Annotated in this window: 27 protein-coding genes; 16 read left to right on the forward strand and 11 right to left on the reverse strand. The window is 65.4% G+C overall.

The features are described 5' to 3' along the window. Positions 1 to 63: 63 nt before the first annotated feature. Positions 64 to 345 carry a hypothetical protein gene (locus N4S67_RS16405; protein ID WP_260994082.1) on the forward strand — a complete coding sequence of 94 codons (282 nt, stop codon included), beginning with the start codon at positions 64 to 66 and terminating at the stop codon, positions 343 to 345. A gap of 41 nt (positions 346 to 386) precedes the next feature. Then, positions 387 to 902 carry a putative immunity protein gene (locus N4S67_RS16410; RefSeq protein ID WP_260994083.1) on the forward strand — a complete coding sequence of 172 codons (516 nt, stop codon included), beginning with the start codon at positions 387 to 389 and terminating at the stop codon, positions 900 to 902. A gap of 23 nt (positions 903 to 925) precedes the next feature. On the opposite strand, the gene N4S67_RS16415 is transcribed toward N4S67_RS16410, so the two are convergent. Continuing rightward, positions 926 to 1,372 (reverse strand): SRPBCC family protein, encoded by a 447-nt coding sequence (locus N4S67_RS16415; RefSeq protein ID WP_260994084.1) that lies wholly within the window; start codon positions 1,370 to 1,372, stop codon positions 926 to 928. Continuing rightward, positions 1,369 to 1,701 (reverse strand): ArsR/SmtB family transcription factor, encoded by a 333-nt coding sequence (locus N4S67_RS16420; protein WP_260994085.1) that lies wholly within the window; start codon positions 1,699 to 1,701, stop codon positions 1,369 to 1,371. The genes N4S67_RS16415 and N4S67_RS16420 overlap by 4 nt, the downstream gene beginning before the upstream one ends. Before the next feature lie 128 nt (positions 1,702 to 1,829). Between N4S67_RS16420 and N4S67_RS16425 the strand changes: the two genes are divergently transcribed. Beyond that, positions 1,830 to 2,519: a DUF899 domain-containing protein gene (locus N4S67_RS16425; RefSeq protein WP_260994086.1), complete on the forward strand. Its 690-nt coding sequence runs from the start codon at positions 1,830 to 1,832 to the stop codon at positions 2,517 to 2,519. A gap of 163 nt (positions 2,520 to 2,682) precedes the next feature. Further along, positions 2,683 to 4,173 (forward strand): FAD-dependent monooxygenase, encoded by a 1,491-nt coding sequence (locus N4S67_RS16430; RefSeq protein WP_260994087.1) that lies wholly within the window; start codon positions 2,683 to 2,685, stop codon positions 4,171 to 4,173. A gap of 453 nt (positions 4,174 to 4,626) precedes the next feature. Here N4S67_RS16430 and N4S67_RS16435 read toward each other — a convergent pair whose 3' ends face one another. The 3 genes from N4S67_RS16435 to N4S67_RS16445 all read right to left on the reverse strand — a co-directional run bounded on the left by N4S67_RS16435 (position 4,627) and on the right by N4S67_RS16445 (position 6,957). After that, positions 4,627 to 5,541, reverse strand: coding sequence for an MBL fold metallo-hydrolase (locus tag N4S67_RS16435; RefSeq protein ID WP_260994088.1), 915 nt, complete (start codon positions 5,539 to 5,541; stop codon positions 4,627 to 4,629). A 161-nt stretch (positions 5,542 to 5,702) separates the two neighbouring features. Continuing rightward, positions 5,703 to 6,533 (reverse strand): SHOCT domain-containing protein, encoded by an 831-nt coding sequence (locus N4S67_RS16440; RefSeq protein WP_260994089.1) that lies wholly within the window; start codon positions 6,531 to 6,533, stop codon positions 5,703 to 5,705. Between the two features lie 31 nt (positions 6,534 to 6,564). After that, positions 6,565 to 6,957: a hypothetical protein gene (locus tag N4S67_RS16445; RefSeq protein ID WP_260994090.1), complete on the reverse strand. Its 393-nt coding sequence runs from the start codon at positions 6,955 to 6,957 to the stop codon at positions 6,565 to 6,567. A gap of 1,187 nt (positions 6,958 to 8,144) precedes the next feature. Here N4S67_RS16445 and N4S67_RS16450 point away from each other — a divergent pair. After that, positions 8,145 to 8,675, forward strand: a complete 531-nt coding sequence (locus N4S67_RS16450) for a DinB family protein (protein ID WP_260994688.1) — start codon at positions 8,145 to 8,147, stop codon at positions 8,673 to 8,675. Here N4S67_RS16450 and N4S67_RS16455 read toward each other — a convergent pair. Continuing rightward, complete coding sequence (locus tag N4S67_RS16455) at positions 8,672 to 9,565, reverse strand: alpha/beta fold hydrolase (protein ID WP_260994091.1); 894 nt, start codon at positions 9,563 to 9,565, stop codon at positions 8,672 to 8,674. The two genes, N4S67_RS16450 and N4S67_RS16455, sit on opposite strands and share 4 nt — an antisense overlap. A gap of 1,454 nt (positions 9,566 to 11,019) precedes the next feature. Here N4S67_RS16455 and N4S67_RS16460 point away from each other — a divergent pair. The 3 genes from N4S67_RS16460 to N4S67_RS16470 all read left to right on the forward strand — a co-directional run bounded on the left by N4S67_RS16460 (position 11,020) and on the right by N4S67_RS16470 (position 13,957). Further along, a complete protein-coding gene (locus N4S67_RS16460) occupies positions 11,020 to 11,802 on the forward strand; it encodes a DUF899 domain-containing protein (RefSeq protein WP_260994092.1) in 783 nt (260 codons plus the stop codon). Between the two features lie 319 nt (positions 11,803 to 12,121). Continuing rightward, complete coding sequence (locus N4S67_RS16465) at positions 12,122 to 12,664, forward strand: DUF5872 domain-containing protein (protein WP_260994093.1); 543 nt, start codon at positions 12,122 to 12,124, stop codon at positions 12,662 to 12,664. A gap of 72 nt (positions 12,665 to 12,736) precedes the next feature. Further along, entirely contained in the window at positions 12,737 to 13,957 is a 1,221-nt protein-coding gene (locus tag N4S67_RS16470; protein ID WP_260994094.1) for a hypothetical protein, read from the forward strand. 10 nt (positions 13,958 to 13,967) lie between these two features. Here the strand turns inward: N4S67_RS16470 and N4S67_RS16475 are convergent, their stop codons facing one another. The 3 genes from N4S67_RS16475 to N4S67_RS16485 are packed head-to-tail and all read right to left on the reverse strand — an operon-like array spanning position 13,968 to position 16,055. Next, complete coding sequence (locus N4S67_RS16475) at positions 13,968 to 14,789, reverse strand: thioesterase family protein (protein WP_260994095.1); 822 nt, start codon at positions 14,787 to 14,789, stop codon at positions 13,968 to 13,970. A gap of 59 nt (positions 14,790 to 14,848) precedes the next feature. Further along, complete coding sequence (locus tag N4S67_RS16480) at positions 14,849 to 15,382, reverse strand: phosphate-starvation-inducible PsiE family protein (RefSeq protein WP_260994096.1); 534 nt, start codon at positions 15,380 to 15,382, stop codon at positions 14,849 to 14,851. A 55-nt stretch (positions 15,383 to 15,437) separates the two neighbouring features. Continuing rightward, entirely contained in the window at positions 15,438 to 16,055 is a 618-nt protein-coding gene (locus N4S67_RS16485; RefSeq protein ID WP_260994097.1) for a class I SAM-dependent methyltransferase, read from the reverse strand. A 45-nt stretch (positions 16,056 to 16,100) separates the two neighbouring features. On the opposite strand from N4S67_RS16485, the gene N4S67_RS16490 reads away from it, so the two are divergent. After that, positions 16,101 to 16,556 (forward strand): MerR family transcriptional regulator, encoded by a 456-nt coding sequence (locus N4S67_RS16490; protein ID WP_260994098.1) that lies wholly within the window; start codon positions 16,101 to 16,103, stop codon positions 16,554 to 16,556. On the opposite strand, the gene N4S67_RS16495 is transcribed toward N4S67_RS16490, so the two are convergent. Further along, positions 16,499 to 17,236, reverse strand: a complete 738-nt coding sequence (locus N4S67_RS16495; RefSeq protein ID WP_260994689.1) for a YwaF family protein — start codon at positions 17,234 to 17,236, stop codon at positions 16,499 to 16,501. The two genes, N4S67_RS16490 and N4S67_RS16495, sit on opposite strands and share 58 nt — an antisense overlap. A gap of 66 nt (positions 17,237 to 17,302) precedes the next feature. Here N4S67_RS16495 and N4S67_RS16500 point away from each other — a divergent pair, with 66 nt between their 5' ends. The 5 genes from N4S67_RS16500 (at position 17,303) to N4S67_RS16520 (ending at position 22,393) form a co-directional block, all read left to right on the forward strand. After that, complete coding sequence (locus N4S67_RS16500; RefSeq protein WP_260994099.1) at positions 17,303 to 18,463, forward strand: NAD(P)/FAD-dependent oxidoreductase; 1,161 nt, start codon at positions 17,303 to 17,305, stop codon at positions 18,461 to 18,463. Then, the gene (locus N4S67_RS16505; RefSeq protein WP_260994100.1) at positions 18,460 to 19,353 is read left to right on the forward strand and encodes an RNA polymerase sigma-70 factor; all 894 of its coding nucleotides are present in this window, start codon (positions 18,460 to 18,462) and stop codon (positions 19,351 to 19,353) included. Before N4S67_RS16500 ends, N4S67_RS16505 begins: the two co-directional genes overlap by 4 nt. A 35-nt stretch (positions 19,354 to 19,388) precedes the next feature. Continuing rightward, a complete protein-coding gene (locus N4S67_RS16510; RefSeq protein WP_260994101.1) occupies positions 19,389 to 19,901 on the forward strand; it encodes a GNAT family N-acetyltransferase in 513 nt (170 codons plus the stop codon). A gap of 28 nt (positions 19,902 to 19,929) precedes the next feature. Then, entirely contained in the window at positions 19,930 to 20,802 is an 873-nt protein-coding gene (locus tag N4S67_RS16515; RefSeq protein ID WP_260994102.1) for an alpha/beta fold hydrolase, read from the forward strand. Between the two features lie 112 nt (positions 20,803 to 20,914). After that, complete coding sequence (locus N4S67_RS16520; RefSeq protein ID WP_260994103.1) at positions 20,915 to 22,393, forward strand: MFS transporter; 1,479 nt, start codon at positions 20,915 to 20,917, stop codon at positions 22,391 to 22,393. On the opposite strand, the gene N4S67_RS16525 is transcribed toward N4S67_RS16520, so the two are convergent. Next, positions 22,390 to 22,818 carry a type II toxin-antitoxin system Rv0910 family toxin gene (locus N4S67_RS16525; protein WP_260994104.1) on the reverse strand — a complete coding sequence of 143 codons (429 nt, stop codon included), beginning with the start codon at positions 22,816 to 22,818 and terminating at the stop codon, positions 22,390 to 22,392. The genes N4S67_RS16520 and N4S67_RS16525 overlap by 4 nt on opposite strands. 290 nt (positions 22,819 to 23,108) lie before the next feature. Here N4S67_RS16525 and N4S67_RS16530 point away from each other — a divergent pair, with 290 nt between their 5' ends. Together N4S67_RS16530 and N4S67_RS16535 are read left to right on the forward strand one after the other, a co-directional pair. Then, entirely contained in the window at positions 23,109 to 24,305 is a 1,197-nt protein-coding gene (locus N4S67_RS16530) for an ABC transporter ATP-binding protein (RefSeq protein WP_260994690.1), read from the forward strand. Positions 24,306 to 24,377: 72 nt separating this feature from the next. Next, on the forward strand, positions 24,378 to 25,565 hold the full coding sequence (locus tag N4S67_RS16535; protein WP_260994105.1) for a polyamine ABC transporter substrate-binding protein: 1,188 nt from the start codon (positions 24,378 to 24,380) through the stop codon (positions 25,563 to 25,565). The last annotated feature ends 29 nt before the right edge of the window (positions 25,566 to 25,594 follow it).

Consider the following 25,594-nt stretch of genomic DNA (forward strand, 5'->3'; position numbering starts at 1 on the left):
GGCGATCGCGTAGGGTGGTTATGCCTGCTAAGTATCCGTTCGATCAATGCTGGAGCCGTGCACATGCCCACGATCAGGACCACCTTGTCCGCCGTCGCAGTCGCTGGCGGGCTCACCGCGTCAGCGCTGGGCATTGGCGCAGCAGTGGCGGGCGCCCAGCCGCCGCCGCCGCCGCTTCCAGCGGAACAGGGTGAGCCGGTACCGGCCTGGGCGCCGCCGAAGCCCGCCGAGGTGTGGAACGGGAAGCCCGTCGTCTGGTTCTCGGGTTGGGGCGGGCGCTGGGGAGTGTGGATCAACGGGGCCTTCATGCCATTGACGTCGAATCCGGTCACCGGCGGCGGGTAGCACGCTGGGGGAGTCGTCTCGGGGCAGAAGGAAGCGCCACCATGATCCTGCCGAAGATCCGGGACCCTCGGTTCGTGACCATCCGCCGCGGCGGAACGCTGACTGATTCGGATCACCATCTCCTCGCTCTTTGGGCGGCATCGTGCGCGGAGCACGTCCTACACAACTTCGAGTCGGTTCGGCCCGACGACCCGCGGCCGCGTCAAGCGATCGGGCTCGCTCGCGCCTGGGTGCGGGGTGAGGTCAAAATGACCGAGGCTCGCGCGGCGGGCGGGCATGCAATGGGCGCGGCTAGAGACTTGCGCGGCGCGCCACGGCATGCCGCGTACGCTGCCGGCCAGGCCGGAGCCGTTGCACATGTGGCCGCGCACGAGCTCGGTGCGGCCGCTTATGCGATCAAGGCCGCTCGTGCTGCCTCGCCCGAGGGACAGCGCGATGCCGCAGGGCGGCGCGAGTGCCAGTGGCAGCGCGACCAGCTGCCAGAAGAGATTCGCGAGCTGGTGCTCGACGACCAGCGATTACGGAACGACATCTGCTGGTTCGTGTTTGACTGCTGACGCGCGATCGATGACTACTCGCGCTAACCGTTGGCACGCCCTTGCAGAAACTCGGCGAGCTGGCCCGCGACGCCTGCCCAACCGCTGTGATATTCGTCGAAAGTGTTCGGGGGCAGGAGGGAATGCTCGATGGACATGAGCGTCTGCCCGTCTATCAACGGCTCGAAGGCGACATCGACGACGCTGACCGCTGTGGGATCCGGAAAGTCCGAGGCGCTCCACGTGAAGCGCAGTCGATGTGGGCGATCGATCTCCAGAAATCGTCCAGTGATCAGCACCCGGGTCCCCGCGTCATCGATGTCGAACTGCACGCTTCCGCCCACGCGCGGCTCGATGGTGAGGGCTACCACGCGTACAGGACGTGGACACATCCAGTCCGCCAACGATTCTGGATCCAGCCATTGGTCGAACACCTCTTCCGGCGCAGCAGGCATGACGCGCCGTACCCGGACGACCGGCGTTTCGTTCATCGGCCACGCGTCTTCCGGCGCAGCCGCTCCGACAACGCGTCCGCACGTGTTGACCAGAATTCGGTCTGCTCGTCGATCCACTGCTGCGCCATCGTCAGGCCGGCTGGTCGAAGGGAAACCCAGTGCTCGCGGCCGCGCACCTCGCGCTGCACAAGCCCGGCCGATTCCAGCACACCGATGTGGCGCGATACGCCGGCGAACGTCATCGGAAGCGGAGCGGCCAAGTCGGTGATGCGGGCGTCACCATCGCGCAGCGTCTCCAGCAACCGGCGGCGTGTCGAATCGGCTAGCGCGGCGTACGCCCGATCGAGCACCTGATCTTCAACCATCTTGTTGACTATAACGGGCGCGCATGATGAGCTGGTGAAGCGATATTCAACCGAAACGTTGAACGATTACGGTCCGTGATCGCGCGGCTCGGCGAAAACCGTTGCATCACAAGCGGAAGGAAAAACGCATGAGGACGCCTCCCATCCTGTCGGCCGACGAGTGGAACGTTGAACGCCAAAGAATGTTGGTGAAGGAGAAGGAGCATCAGCGTGCCCGCGACGCGCTGGCGGCGCAGCGCCGCCGGATGCCGTGGATGGCGGTGGAGAAGGACTACGCGTTCGACGGGCCGGGAGGCCGACTGACCCTGCTCGACCTATTCGACGGACGCCGTCAACTCATCATCTACCGCGCGTTCATCGAACCCGGTACCAGCGATGGCGACTGGCCCGAGCACGGGTGCGTCGGGTGCTCATTGATGGCTGACCACGTTGGCAACCTGGCCCACCTGAATGCGCGCGACACGACGCTGGTGTACGCCTCACGCGCGTCGCAGAGCGACCTCGAGCGGATGAAGGCCAAGATGGGCTGGCAGCACATCCCGTGGTTCACCATCACCGACGACTTTCCTGAGGATTTCGGGTGCGACGAGTACCACGGCACGAACGCGTTCATCCGCGACGGTGACCGTGTGTTCCGGACCTATTTCATCGACGGGCGCGGCGACGAGGTGTTTGTCAATACCTGGAACTTCCTCGACATGACCGCGCTAGGGCGACAGGAGGATTGGGAAGATTCCCCGGAAGGCTATCCGCAAAGCCCGCCATATGAGTGGTGGAACTGGAGCGACCGGTACGGCGAAAAGGAGCGGTCGCGGTAGTTCGGTGATTGCGCGAAAGGGTCGCACCCCTTCCACTTTCAACATATAGCGCACTGGGGGGCTTGCGGCAAGACCCAGGTAGTGCCGCAGAATCGTGCCCCTGTCGTTCCGCCGGGAGGTGCCTCCAGGCCGAAGGCAGGACCTGCGGAATGAGAGGGGCGAAGTGACCGATCATGCGGTGGTGATTGTTGGAGGGGGCCCGACGGGTTTGATGTTGGGGGGTGAGTTGGCTTTGGCGGGGGTAGACGTCGCCATTGTCGAGCGGCGCGCCAGCCAAGATCTCATCGGCGCACGCGCACTCGGCTTCCACTCCCGCACGATCGAGGTTCTCGACCAACGTGGAATCGCTGGCCGGTTCCTGTCGCAGGGGTACACGGCCCAAGTCGCTGCGTTCGCCGGAACTCCTCTTGACATCAGTGACTTTCCGACCCGGCACCCCTACACACTCGCGCTGCCCCAGAAGCACATTGAGCGGCTCCTGGCCGACTGGATCGGCGAGTTGCGTGTACCGATCTATCGCGGACGCGAGGCGACAGGTATCGCGCAGGACGACACTGGTGTCGACGTCCAACTGTCCGACGGCCCGTCGCTGCGGGCGGGATATCTCGTCGGATGCGACGGGGGAGGCAGTCTGATCCGCAAGGAGGCCGGCATTGAGTTCCCAGGATGGGATCCGTCGACGAGCAGCTTGATCGCCGAGATCGAGATGGCCGAGGAGCCGAAGTGGGGCATCCATCACGATGCTCTGGGTGTCCACGGCATCGGCAGGCTCGACGATGACGGGCCTATCCGGGTCATGGTCACCGAGAAGTTTTTCGGACCCACGACCGAGCCGACTCTGCGCGACCTCAGCGAGGCGCTCGTCGCCGTGTACGGAACCGACTTCGGGATTCACAGTCCCACCTACATATCCAGATTCACCGATGTGGCTCGCCAGGCCGCGGCCTACCGCGACAGACGGGTTCTGCTGGCCGGCGACGCCGCACATGTGCATCCACCGGTGGGTGGTCAAGGCCTTGGCATGGGTATCCAGGATGCCGTGAATCTGGGATGGAAGCTGGCTCAGGTTGCCAATCAGACTTCACCGGACAGCCTGCTTGATACCTACCATGCCGAGCGCCATCCGGTCGCTGCCCGCGTACTGCGCAACGCGGTGGCGCAGACCACGCTTCTCCGCTCAGACGATCGCCTCAAGACGGTGAGCGACATCATCTCCGAACTCCTCAGCAAGGACGAGCCACGCACCCGGTTCGCGGGGATGATGACCGGCTTGGACATCCACTACGACCTCGGTGAGGGCCACCCGCTGCTCGGACGCCGCATGCCCGATCTCGAGCTAGCGACGGTCGACGGTCCGCTGCGAGTCTTCAGGCTCCTCCATGATGCCCGGCCGGTACTGCTCAACCTGGGTGAGCCCGACGTCTTCGATATCGCTCCGTGGCGGGAGCGGGTTCGGTTGATCGACGCAAAATATGCTGGCGTGTGGGAGCTTCCGGTTCTTGGCGTGGTCGCTGCGCCCGCTGCCGTGTTGATCCGACCCGACGGATACGTTGCCTGGGCGGGGGACTTGACCGACGAGGAACTCCCCGAAGCGCTCACCACGTGGTTCGGGCGAAGCCTGGTTCAGGAAAGCCGAGTCTGTCCCTCCGGATAGCACGGCGCAGCGGATGTTCTGCGACTAGATCGCCCCAGGCGTTCCCGGAAGGCTGAGTGTGCCGTCGGTGTTCGGCACCATCGACGGGGCCGGTATTCCCCCCTCCGCGGCATTGTCACCGGGTATCCCGTCATCTGGCGGCGACTCGAAAGCGCCTCCAGCGCAAAGCGGATGCCGCCACCCGAACATCTCGCATCCCGGATCATCTTGGAGGGCGAGAGACACGGACATGCCCGCACCCGCAGGGCCTGCAATCGCAGGGACGGTCGCGCCCATCACGGCTACGCCGGCCATGGACGCCGCTACCGCAGTTCTGCACAGCATGCCGCGCACCCTCATGTGTCGCTCCTTCAACGCTTCACCGGTTGCCGTTGTCGAATCTCCAGAGGATAAGACTGTCGTCGCGCCGATTCGGGGGAGTCGGCGCTTCGATCCAGCCCGGCCCGGGAGTCGTCAGAAATCCCAGACAGCCGGGACGAAACGGAAGGCATCGCCGGCGACCGCCACGTGGCAGACCGACGGGAACGGCAGGTGAGTGGCCACCAGTTGCTCACCGCTCGCCGCCAGCTCCTTCAAGAGACGGACGCGAACGCGGGCTGATTCCTCGGGGTCGTGTTCGAAGCCGTTGTGCCACTGAGGTTGGTCGAACCCGGGCTGGAACACTGCGTCGCCGGCGAAGGTGAGTCGGTCACCGCCGGACTCCAAGCGGACGATGCTGTGGCCCGGTGTGTGACCGCCGGTGCGAACAACCATCACTCCGGGCGCCACCTCATACTCGGTCTCGAACGGCTGCAACTGGCTGCGGTACACGTCCAGGAACAGGGAGGCGGTCGATCGAAGCACGTCCGGCACCGGTGCCGGCATGTTGGTACGGGAGAAATCTGGGGCTTCCCAGAACTCGGCCTCGGCGGCCGCTAGGTGGACCCGCAGATCCGGGCGCAGCCGGCCCCTCAGCCCATCGACGAGCAGGCCGCCGATGTGGTCCATGTGCAGATGGGTCAGCACCACGTCGGTCACGGAGGCGGGATCGATCCCGGCGGCATCCAGTCGCATGGCCAACTGCCCGGCTCGGGGAAAGTCCGGGAACTCGGTTCCCAGCCCGGAATCGATCAGGATCGTCCGGCCTCCGCTGCGCACCACGGCGACATTCAATGGCCAGTCGAGCATGTCCGGCGGCAGGAACATGTCCTTGAGCCAGGCCGCCAAATCGGCTGGGGCGGCGTTGGTGGCCATCGTGACCGCGGGTATCGGCAGCACCCCGTCACTGATCACCATCACGTCGATCGCGCCGACCTGCAACGCGTAGCGCGACGGAACCAACTCGTCGAGCCCCGGCCCGCCGGAATGTGGGATGTCGACCAAGCTCATGTTCTGATCCTCCTGAGCGCCGTAACCGAAGACAGTGTGGGAATCACCCGTCTTTCTCGTGGAACGGACCCGGCATCGAAGATTCATCCGGCGCACCGAATCCGAATTGCGTACGCCCGGCGAAACCCACCCTGGTCCGCCCGGCCGGCGGCGGGCGGTCGTCACAAACCCGCGATGATGTCCTGCCGCTTCGTCGCGTACTCGTTTTCGGTGATGCCCCCGGTGGAGCGCAGCGCCTCGAGCTCCTCGAGCCGCTGCGTGGTCGAGGTCTGCGGCGCCCCAGGTGACTCGGCCACCGCGGTAGAACCGGCCGTCGCCCGCACAATGGATGGCTGCCGCGCCGCAGCCATGCGGACGACGTCGCGGACCTGTTGGCGAGCGGCAGGGTTACTCTGCAAGTCCATCAAGTTGTTCATCCCAATGCCGTGGGCCATCAGGATCCGCAGGACCTCCATCAGGGGCTCGACCTGCCCGCTGAGGTCGAAGGTACGATCGTCGCCGGCAAGGGTGAACGTCGCAGGGATTATTCCGCTGAGTAACGCGCTTCTCTCCCAGTCGATTTCGTACTTGCTGGTCGCGGGGTCGACCAGCGCCACCAATTTGCGGCTGGTGATCATGGGGAGGCGGGCGATCGACGCGAGCACCCGGTCTTGACTGGTGAACGGTTGCAGGCCGGGCCCGGAGATCTGCAGATCGAGCTTCACCAACGGTTGGTCGTTGATGTGGGTTCCTGTCTCGTGAATGTTCACGACGTGGGCTAACGCCAGCACGCCGCTCCGCTCGAGGGCGGCGAGTCGTCCGGACAACCTCTCGCGTTTGGCCGTGATCACCACCGCGGCCACCACGTCAGCGACGGTGACCACGAGCCCCGACCAGAAGAACCAACTCATGAACGAGTCACGGTCGGACGCAAAGTACAAGAACAGAAAGAAAGGTCCGATCGCGCCGCACAACAGAACGTATGCCTGAACCTTCAGATAACGCCACAACATTCGCTGCTCCTACTCCCTGGCCGAACTGTCGTCAGCCGAGCCTCGGACCCGGGACACCCGGAGGGCATGGCCCGGGAAGAAACATCGCCCAGCACATGCCCGGCGGAAGAGGCGGCGGCCCGGGACGCCAGTACTGGTTTGCCGGCGGCCCTGGCGGATTCGGTCCATCCCAGATGTTCTGCGCGACGTTGCCCTGCCCGTGGTAGACCCTCCAGTACTCGTGGCAGATGCTTTCGTCCCAGCGCACCGGGTTGATCCTGTTGTTTCCGGTTTGCACCGGAGGATCCCCCGGGCACCAGGTGTATGGGCCACCCGGAGGGGTTTGTGCCTCGGCAACACCGGTGGACAAACCCAGGCCGGCTATCGCGAGGCTGGCGGACATCAGTGCTCCGGCGATGATCCGCTTTCGGTTGTGAGTGGACATATTGTGCTCTTTCTGGTCGTAGGCTGCGTCGTCTGCGTCGTTCAGGCAAGGTTCACAAGGGCGCGTGCTCGCCGATCCCAAGTTCTAGTTCTGCGTGTCGCACTGCCGCACACGTGATGTCGATAGTTTGCGAGGTCCGCCCTCTCGGGCGCATGAGGTATACACCCCATATTCCGACTGCCGGCTGCCGCTCCCGAGAGACCCTCGCTCACGCACTTAGCCAATCGCCGCGCGCGTCGACGTGAATATGCGGCGATCACCTCATGCGTCGGGCAACGGTCTTCGCCACACTTTTCCTCATCACGCGACATGTCGAGGGGAGTGCGATGCGCAGCATCCGGCTCAGGCGGCACCGGTGCCGCAGCCTGGCACGTGGCAATTCCTGGGCGGGCGTAAGTGGCCGTGCCGTGGCGGGCCTCATATTGACCGGTGCGTTGGCTGCGTGTCCCGACGGCGGTTCCGCTGGCGGGGCGCCGTCGAGCGCTTCGAGCCCAACGCAGCCATTCGGTTCGCGTTGAGGGTCACTGACCGGACAGGCAATCCGAGAAACGCCGCAGTGATTTCCCTTGAGCCCGTTCCTGACCTCGGTGTCGAGACGCTCCTGGACCGTGAACTGGCCCGCCAAATCGAATTCATCGATGAAGAGGAGCGGGCCTCGATGACGACGACGCGAACCGCCGTCTGCGGACTGAAGGCGCAGAAGACGGGCTCGACGGAACACCAGATACGGCTCAGCTACCAGCTTGGATGTCGTGACAAGAGCCGCTGGGCAGGCCTACATCGCGGGGGTCACCGTCATTACCATGGACGGCAACGCGACATACCATCGCGATGCCGAGACGATACTGGCTGGGTTCCAGGTATTGCCGCCGGCCGCGGCGTAGCGAAATCCCCGGCGACACCGCAACGCGTGGAAGGCGGGGACCGACAAGGATTCCGCAACGCGTCGTGGTGCAGCCGGATCGCAACCCTGCGATATGGTCAAGCCGAGGCAGCCTCCTGGCACGCTGCCTGTGCAATCCGCGCGGCGAGCGGATCGAATGTTCAACCTCTTCTTCCTGGCCGTCCCTGGCGCCCGACCTTCATCCGTTATCCGAGACCGTCTGCCGCACCGGGTTTATGTCTCGCAGATCGTTCGATCGATACGGCACGGCCCTCAACCGCACAACAGAATGGAATGAATGCTGATGACCAACAACCGGATTACCAACGGCACTGAGCGGGCGATCATCGAAGACATGCTCGATCGCAACCGCGAAGCGCTCATGGCGACTGCGTGGGGCCTGTCTGAGGCCGACGCCCGCCGACAACTCGTCGCGTCATTGACGACGCCGATCTCATTGATCAAGCATGCCGCTGCTGCGGAACGGATTTGGTTTCAACGGTTCTGGGCGGGACTCGAGGAAGACGAATGCGACGGATACTCGCGTCGCGACGAGGGCACCTTCGCCGTTGCCGATAACGAATCGTTGGCAGACGTGCTCGCCGAGTTCGAGCGCGCAAGCCAACGATCACGAGCGATCGTGTCCCGCTTCGACCTCGACGACACCAAGGACAATCCCCTCGAGGGAAGAGTCAGTATGCGATGGACCCTGCTCGCCATGATCGAAGAGTTTGCCAGGCACGCAGGCCACGGCGACATCCTGCGCGAACAGATCGACAAGCTCGCACCGCAACAATCGACCTCACGAAGCGCCGCCTCCACAAGCACCAACTAGGCGCCGCTACGGTGTTCGATCACGAACTGGCGGATGTAGGCGTTCACCTCATCGGGGACCTCGGATGGCAGCGCGTGTGAGGCGTTGGGCCACAGGCGATATCGCCACGCGGGCACCACCGATTGAATCCGCTCAAGCCCTTTCCGTGAATCGTGAACTGTGTTGCCCGCCAGAAGAACTTGGACCGGTAGGTGTACTGAACGCAGCAGACGATCACTGGGGAAACGCAGCGGCGGCGTGCGCAAGGGCGGCGCGAAGGCAGCGAACCCGGCCACAAACAGCCGGGCAAGCATATCGACGGAACTGCCGGGTGCGGGGTGTCCCGCAATCCACGCCGCCGCGCGTCCAGCTTGCGCGGAACGCGGCCGCCACAACAGGACCGCAAGACTTCGCCAGAACCTTGCGGAGGTCCGAGCCACCGTGCTGGCCGGATCAACCAGGGTCACCGTCGCCAACCGGCGGGGAGCGAGCGCTGCAGTGTGGGTGGCAAGCCAACCCCCGTAGGAATGCCCAACCAAATGCACATCACGTAGCCCTAGGCTCTCCAGAACCGCGTCAATGCAACGCGCGGAATCCGCGGGAGTGAACATCGCTTTCGACTGCATACTTGCTCCCGGCTGGCCCAACATATCCACGGCATAAACAGTGAAATCGGTTGTCAAGCCCGCGGTTTGGCCCCACCACATGGCCGAGGTCAAGAAGAACCCGTGTATCAGTACGACAGGCACACCACGGTCTGCCCCGTACTGATACACCCGCACAGTGCCGAACTTCGTTGGGACGTCGTGCATGACATCCGGCCGGGGGCTGAGCGCATGTAACTCGTCGTACACGGCCAGATAGCGTCGACGTGCTTCCGAGTTCTTGAATCCGCCATGAGCCAAGCCCATCAAGAACCTCTCCGGTCAACGCGGCGGCGCACTACCGAGGTCGTGGTAGGCAGGGGACCGGCAGCCAGTCGATCAACCCTATCCCAGCTGGGATTACGGAAATATAGCTCTCGCTCTGGGCAAGCACTACTCGGTGCCCGGGTGGATGAATTGTTCGACGAGCAGTTGGACGCGGTCCGAGTCGTGGCCTGCGCGTAGGCGCCCGGCAGGGTTCAGGGTGGGCACGCCTCCATCCAGCACATTGGAGTGATGCATCACCGCAGGCAGCGACGTCGCGAGCGCTCGGCCAACGCCTTGGCTCGAGGTGCCGGCTGCCGGCTGGGAAAAAAAATGAGGTAAAAGCCTCATGCGCGAGGACCGGTCAGCTGGCACGCTATGTGCAGCGAAAACCGCACATCAATGCCATCGGGGTGGCATCCGACGAGAGGAAACGTCATGCACCGACCCGTTGTCGCGGGGTTTGCAATTGCGGCATTCTTTTCCGGAGTCATGAACGTCGCAATTATGGGACTAGCCCCAAGTCCTGCTCAGGCCGCACCGCTGTGCTCGCCGTCTGAGGTGAAAGAGCCGCGGTGTGCACCGCCGGAGGGCCCCCCGTTCGGGTGTGACGCATTCGGCAATTGCGCCCAGATATGGTGTCCGGCGTCGGGGATGGAGGGTCTCCCGCACTGGGACATGAACGGTCCCTGCCATACCTTTTGGTTCGACCCCAACGCCCCGTTGACCGATCCGGTCATGATCGAAGGCCGGCCGCCGGGCCCGCCGCCGCCTCCGCCGCCGCCGTGCATACCACTCGTTAACTGTCTGCCCGGGTTGACGCACCCGTTGCCATAGGCCTCGCCCCGGCCACAATTCATTGTGGCCGGGGCAGAAGCGATGGCTCAGCGAGAGCGGGCAGCGCGTTACATGCGATGAGAGCTGATTCATCTGACGACCACGGCAAGCATAACTTGACATAATGTGGCTTATCGGCACAACTTATCGCGGGTGGCCGGTGATGCACGAAGTCGCTTCTTGCCGGGTTGATCACGTCGGCAGGTGGAAAACCTCTTCATGCGGGTGTCTCCGCTGGCTTGGCTCTCTGGAGCGTTGCCCGTTTCATCGATCCAGTAGTCAGCGATTCCAATATGAGTGAGGCCGCTCATGGCCGCCGCGCTCGGTCTCGCTCGTCGTTGCCCGCCCGAAGTTTCTTCGGTCTCCCGCCCTGACACCACCCCCGGGCACCCATTACGTCACAGTGACGTTTTGTGGTCCGATGGCGGTGCCGGTGTATCCACTGAGTACGCCGACGGCACAACGTAATTCATCACGTGACATTTCGATCGCCCGGCGCTGTCCTCAACGTATTCGCTCGCCCGATGCGCCCGCGATGAGTTCCAGCCAGATTGCGAGTCTGTTCCGGTGACCGATGCGCGTCGTCGTATGACACTGCGCGAGACACCACGGAGGCCAGCATGACAACCGCGCCGAGTGACCCGACCGCCGCGCTGCCGGGTCGACCGCCCGTGGTCGACCTGGCAACCTGGCAGGTCGCCCGTGACGAGCTGATGGTCCGCGAGAAGGTCCACACACGCGAGGGCGACGCCATCGCCGCGGCCCGCCGCCGGCTGCCGATGGTGGAGTTCGACGGCACCGTCCAGGTCGTCGGACCTGACGGCCCGGTACCGTTCCTCGACCTGTTTCAGGGTCGTGACGAGCTCGTGGTCTACAAACACATGTGGTACGACGGAGCGCCGCACCAGGGGCAGTGCGGGGGCTGCACCACGACGGCCTGGCACCTGAAGGACGCCGTCTACCTCAACGCCCGCGGCGTCTCGATGGCCATCCTGACCACGGGCCGTTGGGACGAGGTGGCATCCTACGTCGAGTTCATGGGTTACACCCAGCCCTGGTACTCGGTGCGCGACACGGCCGCACCGGTCGGCGACAGCATGGGCTCCATCACGTCCTTCTTGCGCGACGGCGACCGCGCGTTCCTCACCTACTCCACGACGGGCCGCGGCAACGAGCCGATCAACGGGTCCTTGGGCCTACTCGACATGACGCCGTACGGCCGCGGCGAGGCGTGGGAGGACAACCCCGAGGGCTGGCCCGCGGGGCGCCACTCGTGCTGGTTCTGGTGCTCGGACGCGGACGGGAACGCCACGTGGGGTCCGACAAGCCGCCCCGTGCCGCAGTGGACCCGCCCCGGCGCAACCCCGGTGAAGAGCCTCGGCCGGCTTGGGCCACCTTCGTGAAGCCATGATCTGGATCGCCCCAGGCACTCCCCGCCCACCTTCCCAGGGGGCTGCCGCTCGGCAATACGTCACTGTGACAAATCCGTGTCGCAGAGCCCCAGACCCGTTACAGAACAACAGGTTAGGCGCCCCCGCTATCGCACCCATCCGACCAATCGGCCCCATACCGTCACTCTGACAATTCCGTTGTGTGCGTTTTTCTTTGGCCAAGCTAGCCGGTCCGGGTGCATGTTCGCCGATCGTCAATCGGGTGAACGCACGCCGACGAGGGGTCCCCTCGACCTCGGTACACCCGCTCCAAAGCGGGTAGTCGCACGGCATGGCGGAATACACCAAGCCCGAACTCAGAGAGCGCATCAAAGAACAGATCAAAGCCTCCGATAAGGGCGGCAAAAAAGGACAGTGGTCAGCTCGCAAGAGCCAATTGCTGATACAGGAGTATGAACGGCAAGGCGGCGGTTACAAGGGACCCAAGGACAAGCGTCAGAAATCGCTCGAGAAATGGCAGCACGAGGAATGGCAAACAAGAGATGGCGACGCTCGAGCGCGTGGCGAGGGCGGTGAAACACGGCGCTACCTCCCGAAAAAGGCGTGGGAGCAGTTGTCCGAGGCCCAGCAAAAGGCGACCGACGACAAGAAACGCAAGAGCTCAAAGTCCGGTGAGCAGCACGTTCCGAACACCGCGGCGGCCAAAGCCGCAAGAACGATCGGTCGGCTGGACGAAATGCCCGTGGCGAAAGCGCTGAAACTCGTCGGTGACCTCGACAAACGCCAGCTCGCCGCAGCGCTCAAACGCGAGCGCGCCGGCAAAGGTCGCAAGTCGCTGATCTCACGTCTGGAGGCAGAACTCAACAAGCGCTGACACAAGCACGCCGCGCCGTCGAAAGCGGCGACCGGACGCAGGTGAAAGCCCGTAGACGCTAGCATCGAATATGTGACCGAACGCGAAGCTCCGTCCAGGGACTTCGACTACGCGTCCGATGACCTCGACGACGATGGCGGCTGGTTCGGTCATGCTCCTTTCGTCCAGGAACACCACACCGAACCGATTCCGCTTGCTGCCGAACTGGTGGACTCGCCGACCCAGCCCGACAACGGACAGTCGGACTATTACGGAGAGCCCGAGCAAATCTCCGTGCACCCGGATCTGATCGAAGACCCCGCTTTGGAATACGCGGCCGCCGACGATCCCTACCCGGTCGGCTCCGACGAAGCGGCGGCGCCGGCCGAGCCGGGCCTCAACGGATCGGTGACTCATCCCGATTTCGCACCCGCCGCCGACTACTACGAGCCCGTGGCTTCGCCGGCCGAACCACACGTCAACGGCACGTTCGCCGACACCGAATATGACGCTTCAACGGGCTACGACGAGCCAGGGTACGAACCCGAGCCCGAGTACATCGAGCCCGAGTCCGAGTACAGCGCAGACGATTTCGCCGAGTCGGCCCCAGCGCTCGTTGCACCAAATCTCAGCGGCGCTCACACGCCCACCGCATACCAACCGCCTGAGGCGTCTCACGAACCCGAGCCCGAGCACGAACGCTTCGACGCATACGACGCCGCACCGGACGAACCTGAGCTCAATGCGGTACCTGTCCCCACTGAGCGAACCAGTCCTCGAACCGATCCGGCGTGGACGACCAACGGCCAACTGCGCCTGACCGAGATCAATCCGCTGGACTTCAAGAGATCCACCCGGCCGCCTTGGTATCGCGGCAGAAGGGCATTGGTCGGCCTCATCGCGGCTGCCGTCATCGTTCTGTTCGTGGTCATCGTCTCGCTTGTGATCGGCAACACCGGCACTGAGGAGACGACGGGGCCTGCGCCGGCACCCTCGACTACTCCCGCGCCGGCGACAAGCAGCGCGCCAGTGGTTCCCAGTGCGGTCCAACCCGCCCTGACCAGCGCTCCCGCGCCACCTCCGCCGCCGCCGCCACCGCCTGCTGCACCGCCGCCGCCCGCGCCGGTACAAGACAATGCGCCGGCATACACACCGCGGTATCAGCCCCCACGCTCCGATCCGCCAGCTGAGCGGAAGCCAGATACCGGCGTGACCCGTGCACCGATCAGCGTCGCGCCGGACCACAAGGCGACACCCTCAGGACCCGAGGTCGGCAAGCACGGCGCCAACGATGGCGGAACGGGCTGGGGCTAGCGGCGAGGCCCTACTCGTAATTCAATTCGCGCACAGGGAAGTTCCTGTTAGTGAAGTCGATCTGCGCGGCGGGATTCGCAACGGCCGTCGTCATCCCGGTGCCGAACGGACCCTCGCGGTCGAACAGAGTCGCCGTTCCGACCGCGATTCCGTCCGCCGCCCAATGTGAATCGCCTTGAATGCCGATCCAGTCGTCGACCGGCAGGCGAGACAGAGCCACTGTCAGGTCGCCGTTGATGTAGCCGATGCCCTGCGTTCCGAGGTTGGTCACCAGGCTTGTCGCCTCGGCGAGCATGGCCGCCTGTACGAACGGCGAGTTTTTCTCCCCCGCAACCACACTGATGCCACTGTTGAAGAAGCGTTTGCGCGATGCGTTCTGATGCCCAGCGGGTGAGCGCGTCCAGTCGGCGCCGTCACTTCCGATGTAGGGCAACATCGAATCGTCGGGTGTAGGCAGCGTCGGAGGATCGATCGGCGCGACCCATTGGCGACCGGGCGGCGCCGACGAACGGCGGTACTGAACCAGCGTCGCACGCGCCACCGCTCGGCCGTCTTGCAGTACATCGCATTCCGCGTTGCGGACTCGACGGCCGTCGCGCACCACCCGGACTTCAACCGCCGTCAGGACACCGCGCGCGGCTCTGAACAAGTCGACGGTGAGCCTCGTCGGCATGAATTCCTCTGCCCCGCACTGGGCCTCGAGCGCGCGTGACGCCAGTCCCACCACCGCCGGTCCGTTGAGGTGATCGTCGCCCCAGTGGCTGTGCGCAAATCGAGTCGGCAGATACCCGCCGTCGTCGGCTGGCGTGAAATGCGCCGGTTCCGTTGCCATCCGCGCATCCTCGCACAACGGTGGCCCGCATCCTCAGACAGGTGTGGGCGGCGACGGGCTCAACTGGCCTGAGGCGCGTCCTCTTCGTCTGAAGCATTCTCTCCGGCGTCCTGGGTGTCACGGCGTCTTTCACGCAAGACGAAGGCGGCCAACGCCAGAACCAGAACCACCCCGCCCAGCACACCGATCTCCACCACCGCGCGAGCGAACTGCGGACCCTTTTCGAGCAGGGTGGCCGCCTCGACGGACAGCACGACGATCTCTTTGATACCGGCCAGGATTCCGACGATGAGGAACGGTTCGGCGACGATCTCGTGCGACCTCAGGCACGACCGCACCGCATACAGCAACTCAACGAAGATGAAGATCAGCAGCAGTCCGTCGAGAACCTCGAGCATGACTGTCTTGGCCGCCGCGTCCCGCAGATGCAGCATCGTGTTGAACTGGGCGACGAGCAGGGCCGCTGAACCGATGACGAGCACGACCGCGATGGCCCAGTACACCGCGTCCTCGAGGAAAAGCAGAACGCGGTCGGCGAAGCGCTGACGGTCCCCCTCGTCCTCTTGGGATTCCGTCTCGGTCTTCTTCGGCACGCGCCACCTCCTGGAAGTTTGCAACCAGGTACCCCACGGCCGACATCGCGAACCCTCAGGACCGAATTGCGCTGACCGTCCAGACCCCTCCCCGTCCGGTTTCCCCCTCGCCGACGTCGACACTTTCAAACCCCATCGTGCGGCATTGCGCCGCAAAGGATTGCGCCTGGTCGCGAGTCCATCCGTGGCTTGCGACGCCGGTCGCCCCCGGTTCCACCTGGCGTTCGACCGCAAGCAACCGTCCGCGCGGGGCCAGCACGCGGTGCGCCTCACGAAGCCCCGCCGCGACGTCTTTCCAGTGGTGCACCGTGGCCAGTGACCACACAACCGTCGCCCAACCGTCCTCGGCCGGTATGCGCTCGGCCGCGCCCCGTACCCACGTGACGCGCGCCGATGTTCGTGTGACGAGGCGCGCGACGCGCAGCATCGCAGGCGAGGGATCGACACCGGTGGCCTCGGCCCCGCGGCGCAGCGCCTCTCGTACCGCACCTCCCGGGCCGCAGCCGATGTCGATGACGCGGTCGTCCGCCGACACCTTCGCGACCTCGACAGCCAGCCGGGCGTTGGCTCGTCCGACCAGGAGGAAGAACAGACCAAAGAGCATCCCGGTGGCGCCAGAGAAGCCCGGATGGTCGGCGTGATGATTGACCGGCAGCGGATTCGAGGTGTCCATGACCGAACCTTGCCGGTTCAAGTCGGCTTGAAGTCAAATGACGTTATGGATCTGATCTCGATCGGCGAGGCGGCCGCGCGGCTGGGCTTGACGACATCGGCGTTGAGGTACTACGACGAACGGGGGTTGGTGTCTCCCCGAGTTCGCCGAGCGGGCAAGCGGATGTACGGATCCGAGGAACTTCGCCGCATGGCGTTCATCAAGATCTTCAATCAGCTGGGCCTGCCGCTCGAGACGGCAGCAGCGGTTCTCGATGCGCCCGGCCCGCATTGGCGAGACGTCGTCCGCGAACAGATCGCACACCTGGACGAGGTGATCGCCCAGGCGCAGGGGGCGCAACGCTTCCTCACCCATGCGCTGCACTGCCCAACCGACCACCCCGCCCGTGAATGCGCCACCATGATGGGCGCGCTGGACCGGCTGGTCGAGGGGATGTCGGTCGATCAACTCGCCGGGGAGCACGCCGAGGAGCCGTCGGCGCGACCGTCGTCGATCTCGTAGCCGCGCGCACGGATCCATGGCCAGGTCATCGCCGCCCACACCGCGAATACGAGCGTCGCGCCGACGACCAGGTACCAGGGCCACGAACCGAAGAGATCCAACAGCGAGGCAGTCGACGGTTTGCCGTTCAGGAAGCCATAGTTCGACCCGGCGAGGCTGTTGAACGACATCGTGATCGCCGCCCACCCAACGGTGACCGCGACAACGAAGCGGTAGTCGCGCCAGCGCGGCCGCATCCCGCGGCCCCAGGTCAGATACACGGCGGCCCAGACGACGAGCAGATGGATCGACCAGAAACCCAGGTACGGCAGGCTGGGAAAGTCGGGCCCCGTCAGCGCAGGCGAGATCAGGGCCTGCACGCTGAGCACCAGACCCCAGTAGTACGTCAGGACGTACGCCCAGTGTTTCTGTGACCACCACGCGTACGCCGCCACCACAGTGGCCAGGTCAGTGAGGTGCAGCGGCACCGACCAGCGCACGTCGAACGGAATCAGGGCGTAGACGAACGCCGCCAGGTAGATGACCGCCGTCACCGCACCGACGATGCGACCGAACCGTCCGGCCGCGGCGGCGGTCTGTCGGCGACCGAGCCACACCAGCACCGCCGCCACCACAGCGAAAAGGGCGAGCACGGCCCAGTGCGACGGTCCGTACGTCGTGAATTCCTGTGCGATAGCGATGTCACAATTCTGACCGCTGTCCGCGTCTGGTGTGTATCTGCTCCCACCGACATGAAAGGCAGCACGATGAAGGAGATCCTCATTCTCGGCGCCGGGTACGCCGGCATGGCTGCAACGATGGCGCTCAGCGGCCGGTTGAAGGGCCGCGAGGACGTTCACCTCACGCTGGTCAACCCGCAGACCCGCTTCACCGAACGGCTACGGCTGCACCAGACCGCATCGGGTCAGACGCTGACCGACTTTCAGATCCCCCACCGCCTGGCCGGCACCGGTGTCGACTTCATTCAGGGCTGGGTCACCGCGATCGACGCCGATGCGCAGGTCGTGCGGGTAGACGATGCCCGCACGCTGCGCTACGACACCCTGATTTGCGCGCTGGGCGCCGTCGCCGACACCGCAACGGTGCCCGGCGTCGACGAATTCGCCTACACGCTCGACAGCGTGCAGGACGCCGAAATGCTGGCTCAGCAGCTGGCCCGGCTGTCCGACGCGCCGGTCGTCGTGGCGGGCGGCGGGCTGACGGGAGTCGAGTCCGCAGCCGAGATCGCCGAGCAGCATCCCGATCTCGACGTGGTCCTTCTGAGCCGGCAGGAGCCCGGGCACATGATGGGTGAAAAGGCGCGCGCCCGACTGTGCACCGGGCTGGAGCGTCTGGGAGTCCAGGTCCGCTCTGGCGTCGAGATCGTGAAGGTGACGCCGGACGGGGTGGCCCTCGACGACGGCGAAGTGGTGCCAGCACAGGCCGTGCTGTGGACGACGGGTGTGCGTGTGTCGCCGATCGCCGCGGCCGCCGGTCTCGCCGTCGACGACAAAGGGCGCATCTTGACCGACCCCGCCCTGCGGTCCGTCTCGCACCCGAACGTGTATGCCGTCGGTGACGCGGCGGCGGCGCACCAGCGCTACGGCCCGTTGCACGGCACCTGCCAGAGCGGAATCCCCACCGCGATGCACGCGGCCGCCTCGATCGTCCGAGAGTTAAAAGGCAAGCAGCCGAAGCCGTTTCGATTCGGATATGTCCACCAGCCTGTCAGCCTGGGTCGCCGCGATGCCGTCATCCAATTCACCCGCCCCGACGACGCTCCTGGCCGGTTCTACTTGGCCGGTCGGATGGCCGTGACGTACAAAGAGACGGTGAGCTCCAGCCCGTGGCCGACCTACCGCCTGCTCAAGGTGGTGCCGGGATTCGGCTCGACGATGTGGCGTCGCGGCGGTCGAGCGACGAAATGAGCAGCGATCAACAGACGTTCGCCGATCACCGGAACTTGTTGTTCGCGGTCGCCTACCGCCTACTCGGATCGGCCGCCGACGCCGAAGACGTGGTGCAGGACGCCTGGTTCAAATGGTCGGCCGACGATCGCTCGCAGGTGGCGGACCCGAAGGCCTACCTCGCGCGTATCGTCACCAACCTGTCGATGGAGCGCCTGCGCTCCACCAGGCGCCAGCGTGAAACGTATGTGGGGCCGTGGCTTCCAGAGCCGATCCTCACTCAGGCCGACGCCGCCGAGGACATCGCGACCGCCGAATCGATCTCGATGGCGATGCTCGTCGTGCTCGAAACACTGAGTCCGCTGGAGCGTGCGGTGTTCGTCCTCAAGGAGGTCTTCGCGTTCAGCTACGGCGAAATCGCCGAGGCCGTCGAGCGGTCTGAGCCAGCTGTTCGCCAGGCGGGACACCGTGCGCGCGAACACGTCCAGGCCCGGCGGCCCCGGTTCGAGGCGGACCGCGTCAAGAAGCGCGAGGCCACCGAGCGGTTCTTCGCGGCCACGATGGGCGGCGACATCAACCAGTTGATGGAACTGCTGGCTCCCGAGGTCACACTGTGGACCGACGGCGGTGGCAAGGTGCGCCAGGCCATGCGTCCGATCATCGGCGCGGCGAACGTCGCCCGCTGGCTGGCGGGCAACGCCCAGCGGCCGTACGAAGGCGTCGAAATATCCGACATGGCTGCCGAACTCGTCGACATCAACGGCGGCCCGGGAATAGTCATGACCGGTGCGGGACGCGTCATCGCCACCATCACCGTCGACCTCGGCGCCGACGGCCGCATCGCGGCGGTGCACAACGTCGCCAATCCCGACAAGCTTCGCGCCGTCGCCGAGGGCGCAAAGCGCGTGTGACCCCGACACGGACGGCGTCGCGCTAGCGTGGCGTGATGGCCACGGACTGGCAGGTGCGCGCCGGCGGCGTCGACGATCTCGACCTCATCGAGCCACTGTGGGTCGCCGTTCATCACTGGCACGCGCAGACCATGCCCGAGCTCGCACCGTATGTCAGCGATCACCAGACGTGGCGGGTACGGCGGACTCTGTACGAATCCTTGCTCGCCAAGCCGGACACGCTGCTGCTGATCGCCTCCGTCGCCGAGATGGCCATTGGGTACGGGCTGGCGCATGTCGCGGCGGTAGACGATACCTGGATACCCGACACGTGGCGAACGGGTCCGCGCATCGGTGAGATCGAATCACTCAGTGTCACAGCGGAATACCGCGGCAGCGGCCTCGGATCCGAGTTGCTGAGCCGACTGGAGGACCACCTCGCAGCCCAGGGAGTGCAAGACTTGATGCTGGGAGCGCTGGCGGGCAATCGCGAAGCGCTTCGCCTGTACGAACGCCGAGGCTACCGGCCGACCTGGCTTTACTTGACACATTTTCGGGGTAGACAGTGATCGCACAAACCACAGGGGGACCGCTTTCGTGAGCGAAATGAAATTTCTGGAGATACACGGCGACCGGGTCGCCTACCGCGACGTCGGTAGCGGTGACGAGGTGTTGCTACTGCTCCACGGGATGGCCGGCAGTTCCGAGACGTGGCGCGCGGTGATTCCGCAGCTGTCACGCAGGTATCGCGTGGTGGCTCCCGATCTGCTGGGCCACGGCCAATCCGACAAACCCCGCGGCGACTACTCCCTCGGTGCCTTCGCGGTGTGGCTGCGCGATTTGCTGGACGAACTGGGCGTGACCCGGGCGACGATCATCGGCCAGTCGCTCGGCGGCGGTGTGGCCATGCAATTCGTCTACCAGCACCCGGACTACTGTCAGCGGCTGATCCTCATCAGCAGCGGTGGCCTCGGACCCGACGTCGGCTGGACACTTCGGCTGCTGTCCGCCCCGGGCGCCGAGTTCATTCTGCCCATCATCGCTCCGCAACCCGTGCTGACCGCAGGCAACAAAATCCGCACATGGCTCTCGGCGGCCGGGGTGCAGTCGCCGCGCGGCGCGGAGATGTGGAGCGCCTACTCGTCGCTGTCCGACCCGAAGACCCGCCACGCGTTCCTGCGCACGCTGCGCTCCGTCGTCGACTACCGAGGGCAGGCGGTGAGTGCGCTCAATCGTCTGCACGTCGCGTCCGAGATTCCGACCATGGCCATCTGGGGCGACCAGGACCGCATCATCCCCGTCGATCACGCCTATGCGGCGCTCGCCGCGCGGCCGGACAGCCGCCTCGAGGTGCTCGAAGGCGTCGGCCACTTCCCACATGTCGAGCGGCCAAGCGACGTGGTCGACCTGATCGACGATTTCATCAACACCAGCAGCCAACCCAGCGACGCACAGCACACGCAGCCGTAACCCTTTCTGAGACAACACATTCGTCGAATCGCACAACCGGCGTGCAGCCCGGACGCGCCGAGGTGACATAGTCGAGATCACCGAACGGCGACGACGAGGAGGGCCAGAGGCAGTGGTCGAGACCGACGCGACGCGGTCGGCCGCTGCTGAGCACTCGCCGATCCGACGGCCACGACTGCTGGTCGCCGGGCTCAGCATCGTGGTCTTGACGGTCGCGGTCCTGCAGACCGCCGTCGTCCCCGTCATCGGCGTCATCGCCGACCAACTCGACGTGTCCACCGTCGCGGTCAGTTGGACCGTGACCGCCAACCTGTTGGCGGCAGCGGCGGCCACCCCGCTGCTGGGCAGGTTGGCCGACCTGCACAGCAAGAAGCGCGTGCTGGTTGCCGTGCTCATCGTGGTCTTGATCGGGTCGGTCCTCGCCGCGGTCACATCGTCGCTTCCCCTGCTGATCGCGGCGCGCGTCCTGCAGGCGGCGTCGTTCGCGCTGTATCCGATCAGCGTGGCGGTGCTGCGGGAAGAACTGGCGCGGGAACGACTGATGCCCGCCATGGCGGTGATGTCCGGGACGTTGGGGTTCGGCGGCGGGGTCGGACTGGTCGTCGTGGGGCTGCTGATGGCCGGCGACGCGGGCTATCACCGGGTGTTCTGGTTGACCACCGCGTTCACCGTGCTCGTGCTGGCCATCGTGGTGCTCATCGTCCCGGCCCGTCCGCGACGTGTCGTGGGCACTATCGACTGGCTCGGCGCCGCCGGACTGGCCGCCGGGCTGTCGGCGGTTCTGCTGGCCGTCACCCAGGGCAACTCGTGGGGCTGGGCGTCCCCGGCCACCATCGGCTCAGCCGCGTCGGGCCTCGGCGTGCTCGTCGGCTGGTGGGTGTGGGAACGTCGGACCCGTCATCCGCTGGTATCCATCGAGATGCTGACCCGCAGGCCGATCATGCTCACCAACCTGGCCACCATATTCGTCGGGATGGGCCTGTACTTCGCGTTCCTCGGCCTCACGCAGTTCGTTCAGATACCCCGAGACGCAGCAGGTTACGGCTTCGGTGCCACTGTCCTCGAGGCCAGCGTCGTCTACCTGCTGCCCGGCGCGCTCGCCGGCTTCCTGATCGCGGTGTTGAGCGGACGCTTCGTCGACCGGTTCGGCGCCCGACCGGTGCTCATGGTTGCGGCGCTGGCGGGGATAGCAGGGTTTCTGTTCATCGCACTCGCCCACTCGGCCTCGTGGCAGGTCGTCGTCGCCGGGATCCTTGCGAACATCTACATCAGCCTGGGGTACGGCGCGCTGCCCGCGCTCATCGTCAGCGAAGTCGACGCGGGCGAGACGGGCGTGGCGACCGGCATGAACGCGATCGCCCGCACGATCGGGAGTTCGACGGCCGCCGCGGTCGTGGCCGTGCTGCTCAGCCGGATGGTCGCCGGAACCGGTGTGCCGGTGGAGAGCAGCTTCGTCGCGATCTTCGTCGGCGGCGCGACGACCGCGGCCCTCGCGATGGGGCTGATCGCCCTGTCACGTCCGCGGCCACGCACGATGGAATCCGTGGAGGCACGGTGCGAATCCCGCGCCATGAACCACGAGTGGGGTTAGCGCAGTGCCGCCAGGTTGGCGACCGACTTCTTCACGTCTGACTCGAGAACCCTCGCGACCAGCTTGCCCACCGGGGTGCTGAGCACACCGCCGGACAGGTCGGCCAGAACCTGGAAGGTGGAGCCGGGCTTGTCGTCGCGCACACACAGCGTCAACGCGATTCGGATGCCCGGTCGGCCCCTGCCGACCATCTCGATCTGCTTCGGTTCGTCGTAGCGGGTGACCCGCCAATGCACGGTGTTGCGAAAGCCTTTGACCTTGATGCACGAGGACACGCAGGTGCCGACCTCGATCTGCGGAGGCACCTCGCTGCGCCACCCATTGAAGATCGTCAGCCATTCGTCGAAGCGCCGCAGATCCGATGCCAGCGCCCAGGCCTTCTCCGGGACCAGATCCGACGACACCGAGACATCCACCGTTGCCATGTCTTCTCCACTACCCGGTGTGCAGGGCCGCATAAACGGGTCCCGGGGTTCGACCAATACGGCGGGCTCAGGCTGCGAAACTGAACCGGCACGCTCCCACCCCGTCAGCCGACCGCTGCCAGACCGGCGGGGTCCACTACCCGAGCAGCGGATTCTTGCGGTATCCCTCGCCTGTGACGAAGGATTCCATTGTCGAAATGTAAATTCGTTGCGGAATCGCTTGCGAAGGGGCGTGTGATCGGCGATTGTTTACCCACAGCATCGGGGGGTGTCTGGAGGAAGGATCTGCCCTGACCGGCTCACATACCACGGCTATCGACACATCGGCGGGACACGACGCGACCGGCCGCGCCCCTGGCGGCCCCGTCATCGAAATCGACAACGTCACCAAACGCTTCGGCGACTATGTCGCCGTCGCTGAGGCGGACTTCTCGATCGCGTCAGGCGAGTTCTTCTCGATGCTCGGGCCGTCGGGCTGCGGTAAGACGACGACGCTGCGGATGATCGCCGGGTTCGAGAGCCCCAGCTCCGGCGCCATCCGACTCGAGGGCACCGACGTCTCCCGGGTGCCGCCGCACAAACGCAACGTCAACACGGTGTTCCAGCATTACGCCCTGTTCCCCCACATGAGCGTGTGGGACAACGTCGCGTACGGCCCCCGCAGCAAGAAGGTCGACAAGGCACAGGTCCGCAAGCGCGTCGATGAGCTGCTGGAGATCGTGCGCCTGACCGACTTCGCCGAGCGCAGGCCGGCCCAGTTGTCCGGTGGCCAGCAGCAGCGGGTGGCGCTGGCGCGGGCGCTGGTCAACTACCCCAGCGCGCTGCTGCTCGACGAACCGCTCGGCGCGCTCGACCTCAAGCTGCGCCAGGTGATGCAGTTCGAACTCAAGCGCATCCAGCGCGAGGTCGGGATCACGTTCATCTACGTGACCCACGACCAAGAGGAAGCGCTGACGATGAGCGACCGGATCGCAGTCATGAACGCGGGCAACGTCGACCAGATCGGGACGCCGACCGAGATCTACGACCGGCCGTCCACAGTGTTCGTGGCGAGCTTCATCGGACAGGCGAATCTGTGGCCGGGCCGCCAGACCGGTCGCATGAACAGCGACTTCGTGGAAGTCGAGGTGCTCGGCACGACGTTGAAGGCCCGCCCCGGGGAAACCGCGATCGAACCCGGTGGCCAGGCGACGCTGATGGTGCGTCCCGAGCGGGTGCGGGTGTCCATGGACGTGCCATCGGGTGACGTCGCGACGGTGCGGGCGACGGTGCGCGACCTGACATTCCAGGGTCCTGTCGTGCGGTTGTCGCTGGCCGCACCCGATGACTCGACGATCCTCGCGCACGTCGGCCCCGAGCAGGACCTGCCGTTGCTGCGTCCCGGCGACGAGGTGCATGTCTGCTGGGCGCCCGACGCCTCGCTGGTACTTCCCGCTGCCGACATCCCCACCACCGAAGATCTCGAAGAGATGCTCGACGACTCCTGACTGCCGCCGGCGGCGCATCCGATCCCGGTCGGCCGTCTCCCCCTCCCTCCATCGACGAAAGGCTCAGTCGCCATGCCCAATGAATTCGATCCCCGACTCTTCTCGCGGCTCGCGACGAACCGCACCTCGCGGCGCCGGTTCCTCGGCGGTGGCGCCGCCGCCGCAGCGGCGCTTGCGCTGGGCCCGTCGGTGCTGGCCGCCTGCGGTTCGGACAGCGGCAGCTCCGGAGAGACGTCGACCAGCCAGGACAGCGGGCCGGCCAGCGGCACATTGCGGATCTCGAACTGGCCGCTGTACATGGCCGACGGATTCGTCGCCGCCTTCCAGACCGCGTCGGGCATCACGGTGGATTACAAGGAAGACTTCAACGACAACGAGGAGTGGTTCGCGAAGGTCAAGGAACCCTTGTCGCGCAAGCAGGACATCGGCGCCGACCTCGCGGTGCCGACCACGTTCATGGCCACCCGGCTGCACGGCCTTGGCTGGCTCAACGACATCAGCGACTCCGGATGGTCGAACAAGAAGAACCTGCGTCCCGACCTTCTCGAGGCCAGCGTCGACCCGGACCGCAAATTCAGCGCGCCCTACATGTCGGGCCTGGTCGGCCTCGCGTACAACCGGGCCGCGACCGGCCGCGACATCAAGACCCTCGACGACCTGTGGGATCCGGCGTTCAAGGGACGGGTCAGCCTGTTCTCCGATGCCCAGGACGGTCTCGGCATGATCATGATGTCGCAGGGCGGCTCACCTGAGAGCCCGAGCACCGAGTCGGTGCAGAAGGCCATCGACCTGGTGCGCGAACAGAAGGACAGAGGCCAGATCCGCCGGTTCACCGGCAACGACTACGCTGACGACCTTGCCGCGGGCAATATCGCTGTCGCCCAGGCTTATTCGGGTGACGTCGTGCAGCTGCAGGCTGACAACCCCGATCTTCAGTTCATCGTTCCGGAATCCGGTGGCACCACCTTCGTCGACACCATGGTGATTCCCTACACCACGCAGAACCAGAAGGCCGCCGAGGCGTGGATCAACTACATCTACGATCGGCCCAACTACGCGAAGCTGATCGCCTTCACCCAGTTCGTCCCCGTGCTCGCGGACATGACCGACGAGCTCAACAAGATCAACCCCGGGGTGGCAGGCAACCCATTGATCAACCCGCCGAAGGACGTCCTGGACAGGTCAAAGGGCTGGGCGCCGCTGTCCGACGAGCAGACGATGGAATACAACACCGCCTACGCAGCGGTCACCGGCGCCTGACGAATGGCGCTGCGGACGCGAGGAGCATA

Source organism: Mycobacterium deserti (assembly GCF_025345615.1).
GTDB classification, from domain to species: Bacteria; Actinomycetota; Actinomycetes; order Mycobacteriales; family Mycobacteriaceae; genus Mycobacterium; species Mycobacterium deserti.

Coding starts and splice junctions, on each gene's coding strand:
- N4S67_RS16405 (WP_260994082.1), top strand. CDS start 64: ATGCCCACGATCAGGACCACCTTGTCCGCCGTCGCAGTCGCTGGCGGG.
- N4S67_RS16410 (WP_260994083.1), top strand. CDS start 387: ATGATCCTGCCGAAGATCCGGGACCCTCGGTTCGTGACCATCCGCCGC.
- N4S67_RS16415 (WP_260994084.1), bottom strand. CDS start 1,372: ATGAACGAAACGCCGGTCGTCCGGGTACGGCGCGTCATGCCTGCTGCG.
- N4S67_RS16420 (WP_260994085.1), bottom strand. CDS start 1,701: ATGGTTGAAGATCAGGTGCTCGATCGGGCGTACGCCGCGCTAGCCGAT.
- N4S67_RS16425 (WP_260994086.1), top strand. CDS start 1,830: ATGAGGACGCCTCCCATCCTGTCGGCCGACGAGTGGAACGTTGAACGC.
- N4S67_RS16435 (WP_260994088.1), bottom strand. CDS start 5,541: ATGAGCTTGGTCGACATCCCACATTCCGGCGGGCCGGGGCTCGACGAG.
- N4S67_RS16440 (WP_260994089.1), bottom strand. CDS start 6,533: ATGTTGTGGCGTTATCTGAAGGTTCAGGCATACGTTCTGTTGTGCGGC.
- N4S67_RS16445 (WP_260994090.1), bottom strand. CDS start 6,957: ATGTCCACTCACAACCGAAAGCGGATCATCGCCGGAGCACTGATGTCC.
- N4S67_RS16450 (WP_260994688.1), top strand. CDS start 8,145: ATGACCAACAACCGGATTACCAACGGCACTGAGCGGGCGATCATCGAA.
- N4S67_RS16455 (WP_260994091.1), bottom strand. CDS start 9,565: ATGGGCTTGGCTCATGGCGGATTCAAGAACTCGGAAGCACGTCGACGC.
- N4S67_RS16460 (WP_260994092.1), top strand. CDS start 11,020: ATGACAACCGCGCCGAGTGACCCGACCGCCGCGCTGCCGGGTCGACCG.
- N4S67_RS16465 (WP_260994093.1), top strand. CDS start 12,122: ATGGCGGAATACACCAAGCCCGAACTCAGAGAGCGCATCAAAGAACAG.
- N4S67_RS16475 (WP_260994095.1), bottom strand. CDS start 14,789: ATGGCAACGGAACCGGCGCATTTCACGCCAGCCGACGACGGCGGGTAT.
- N4S67_RS16485 (WP_260994097.1), bottom strand. CDS start 16,055: ATGGACACCTCGAATCCGCTGCCGGTCAATCATCACGCCGACCATCCG.
- N4S67_RS16490 (WP_260994098.1), top strand. CDS start 16,101: ATGGATCTGATCTCGATCGGCGAGGCGGCCGCGCGGCTGGGCTTGACG.
- N4S67_RS16500 (WP_260994099.1), top strand. CDS start 17,303: ATGAAGGAGATCCTCATTCTCGGCGCCGGGTACGCCGGCATGGCTGCA.
- N4S67_RS16505 (WP_260994100.1), top strand. CDS start 18,460: ATGAGCAGCGATCAACAGACGTTCGCCGATCACCGGAACTTGTTGTTC.
- N4S67_RS16510 (WP_260994101.1), top strand. CDS start 19,389: ATGGCCACGGACTGGCAGGTGCGCGCCGGCGGCGTCGACGATCTCGAC.
- N4S67_RS16525 (WP_260994104.1), bottom strand. CDS start 22,818: ATGGCAACGGTGGATGTCTCGGTGTCGTCGGATCTGGTCCCGGAGAAG.
- N4S67_RS16535 (WP_260994105.1), top strand. CDS start 24,378: ATGCCCAATGAATTCGATCCCCGACTCTTCTCGCGGCTCGCGACGAAC.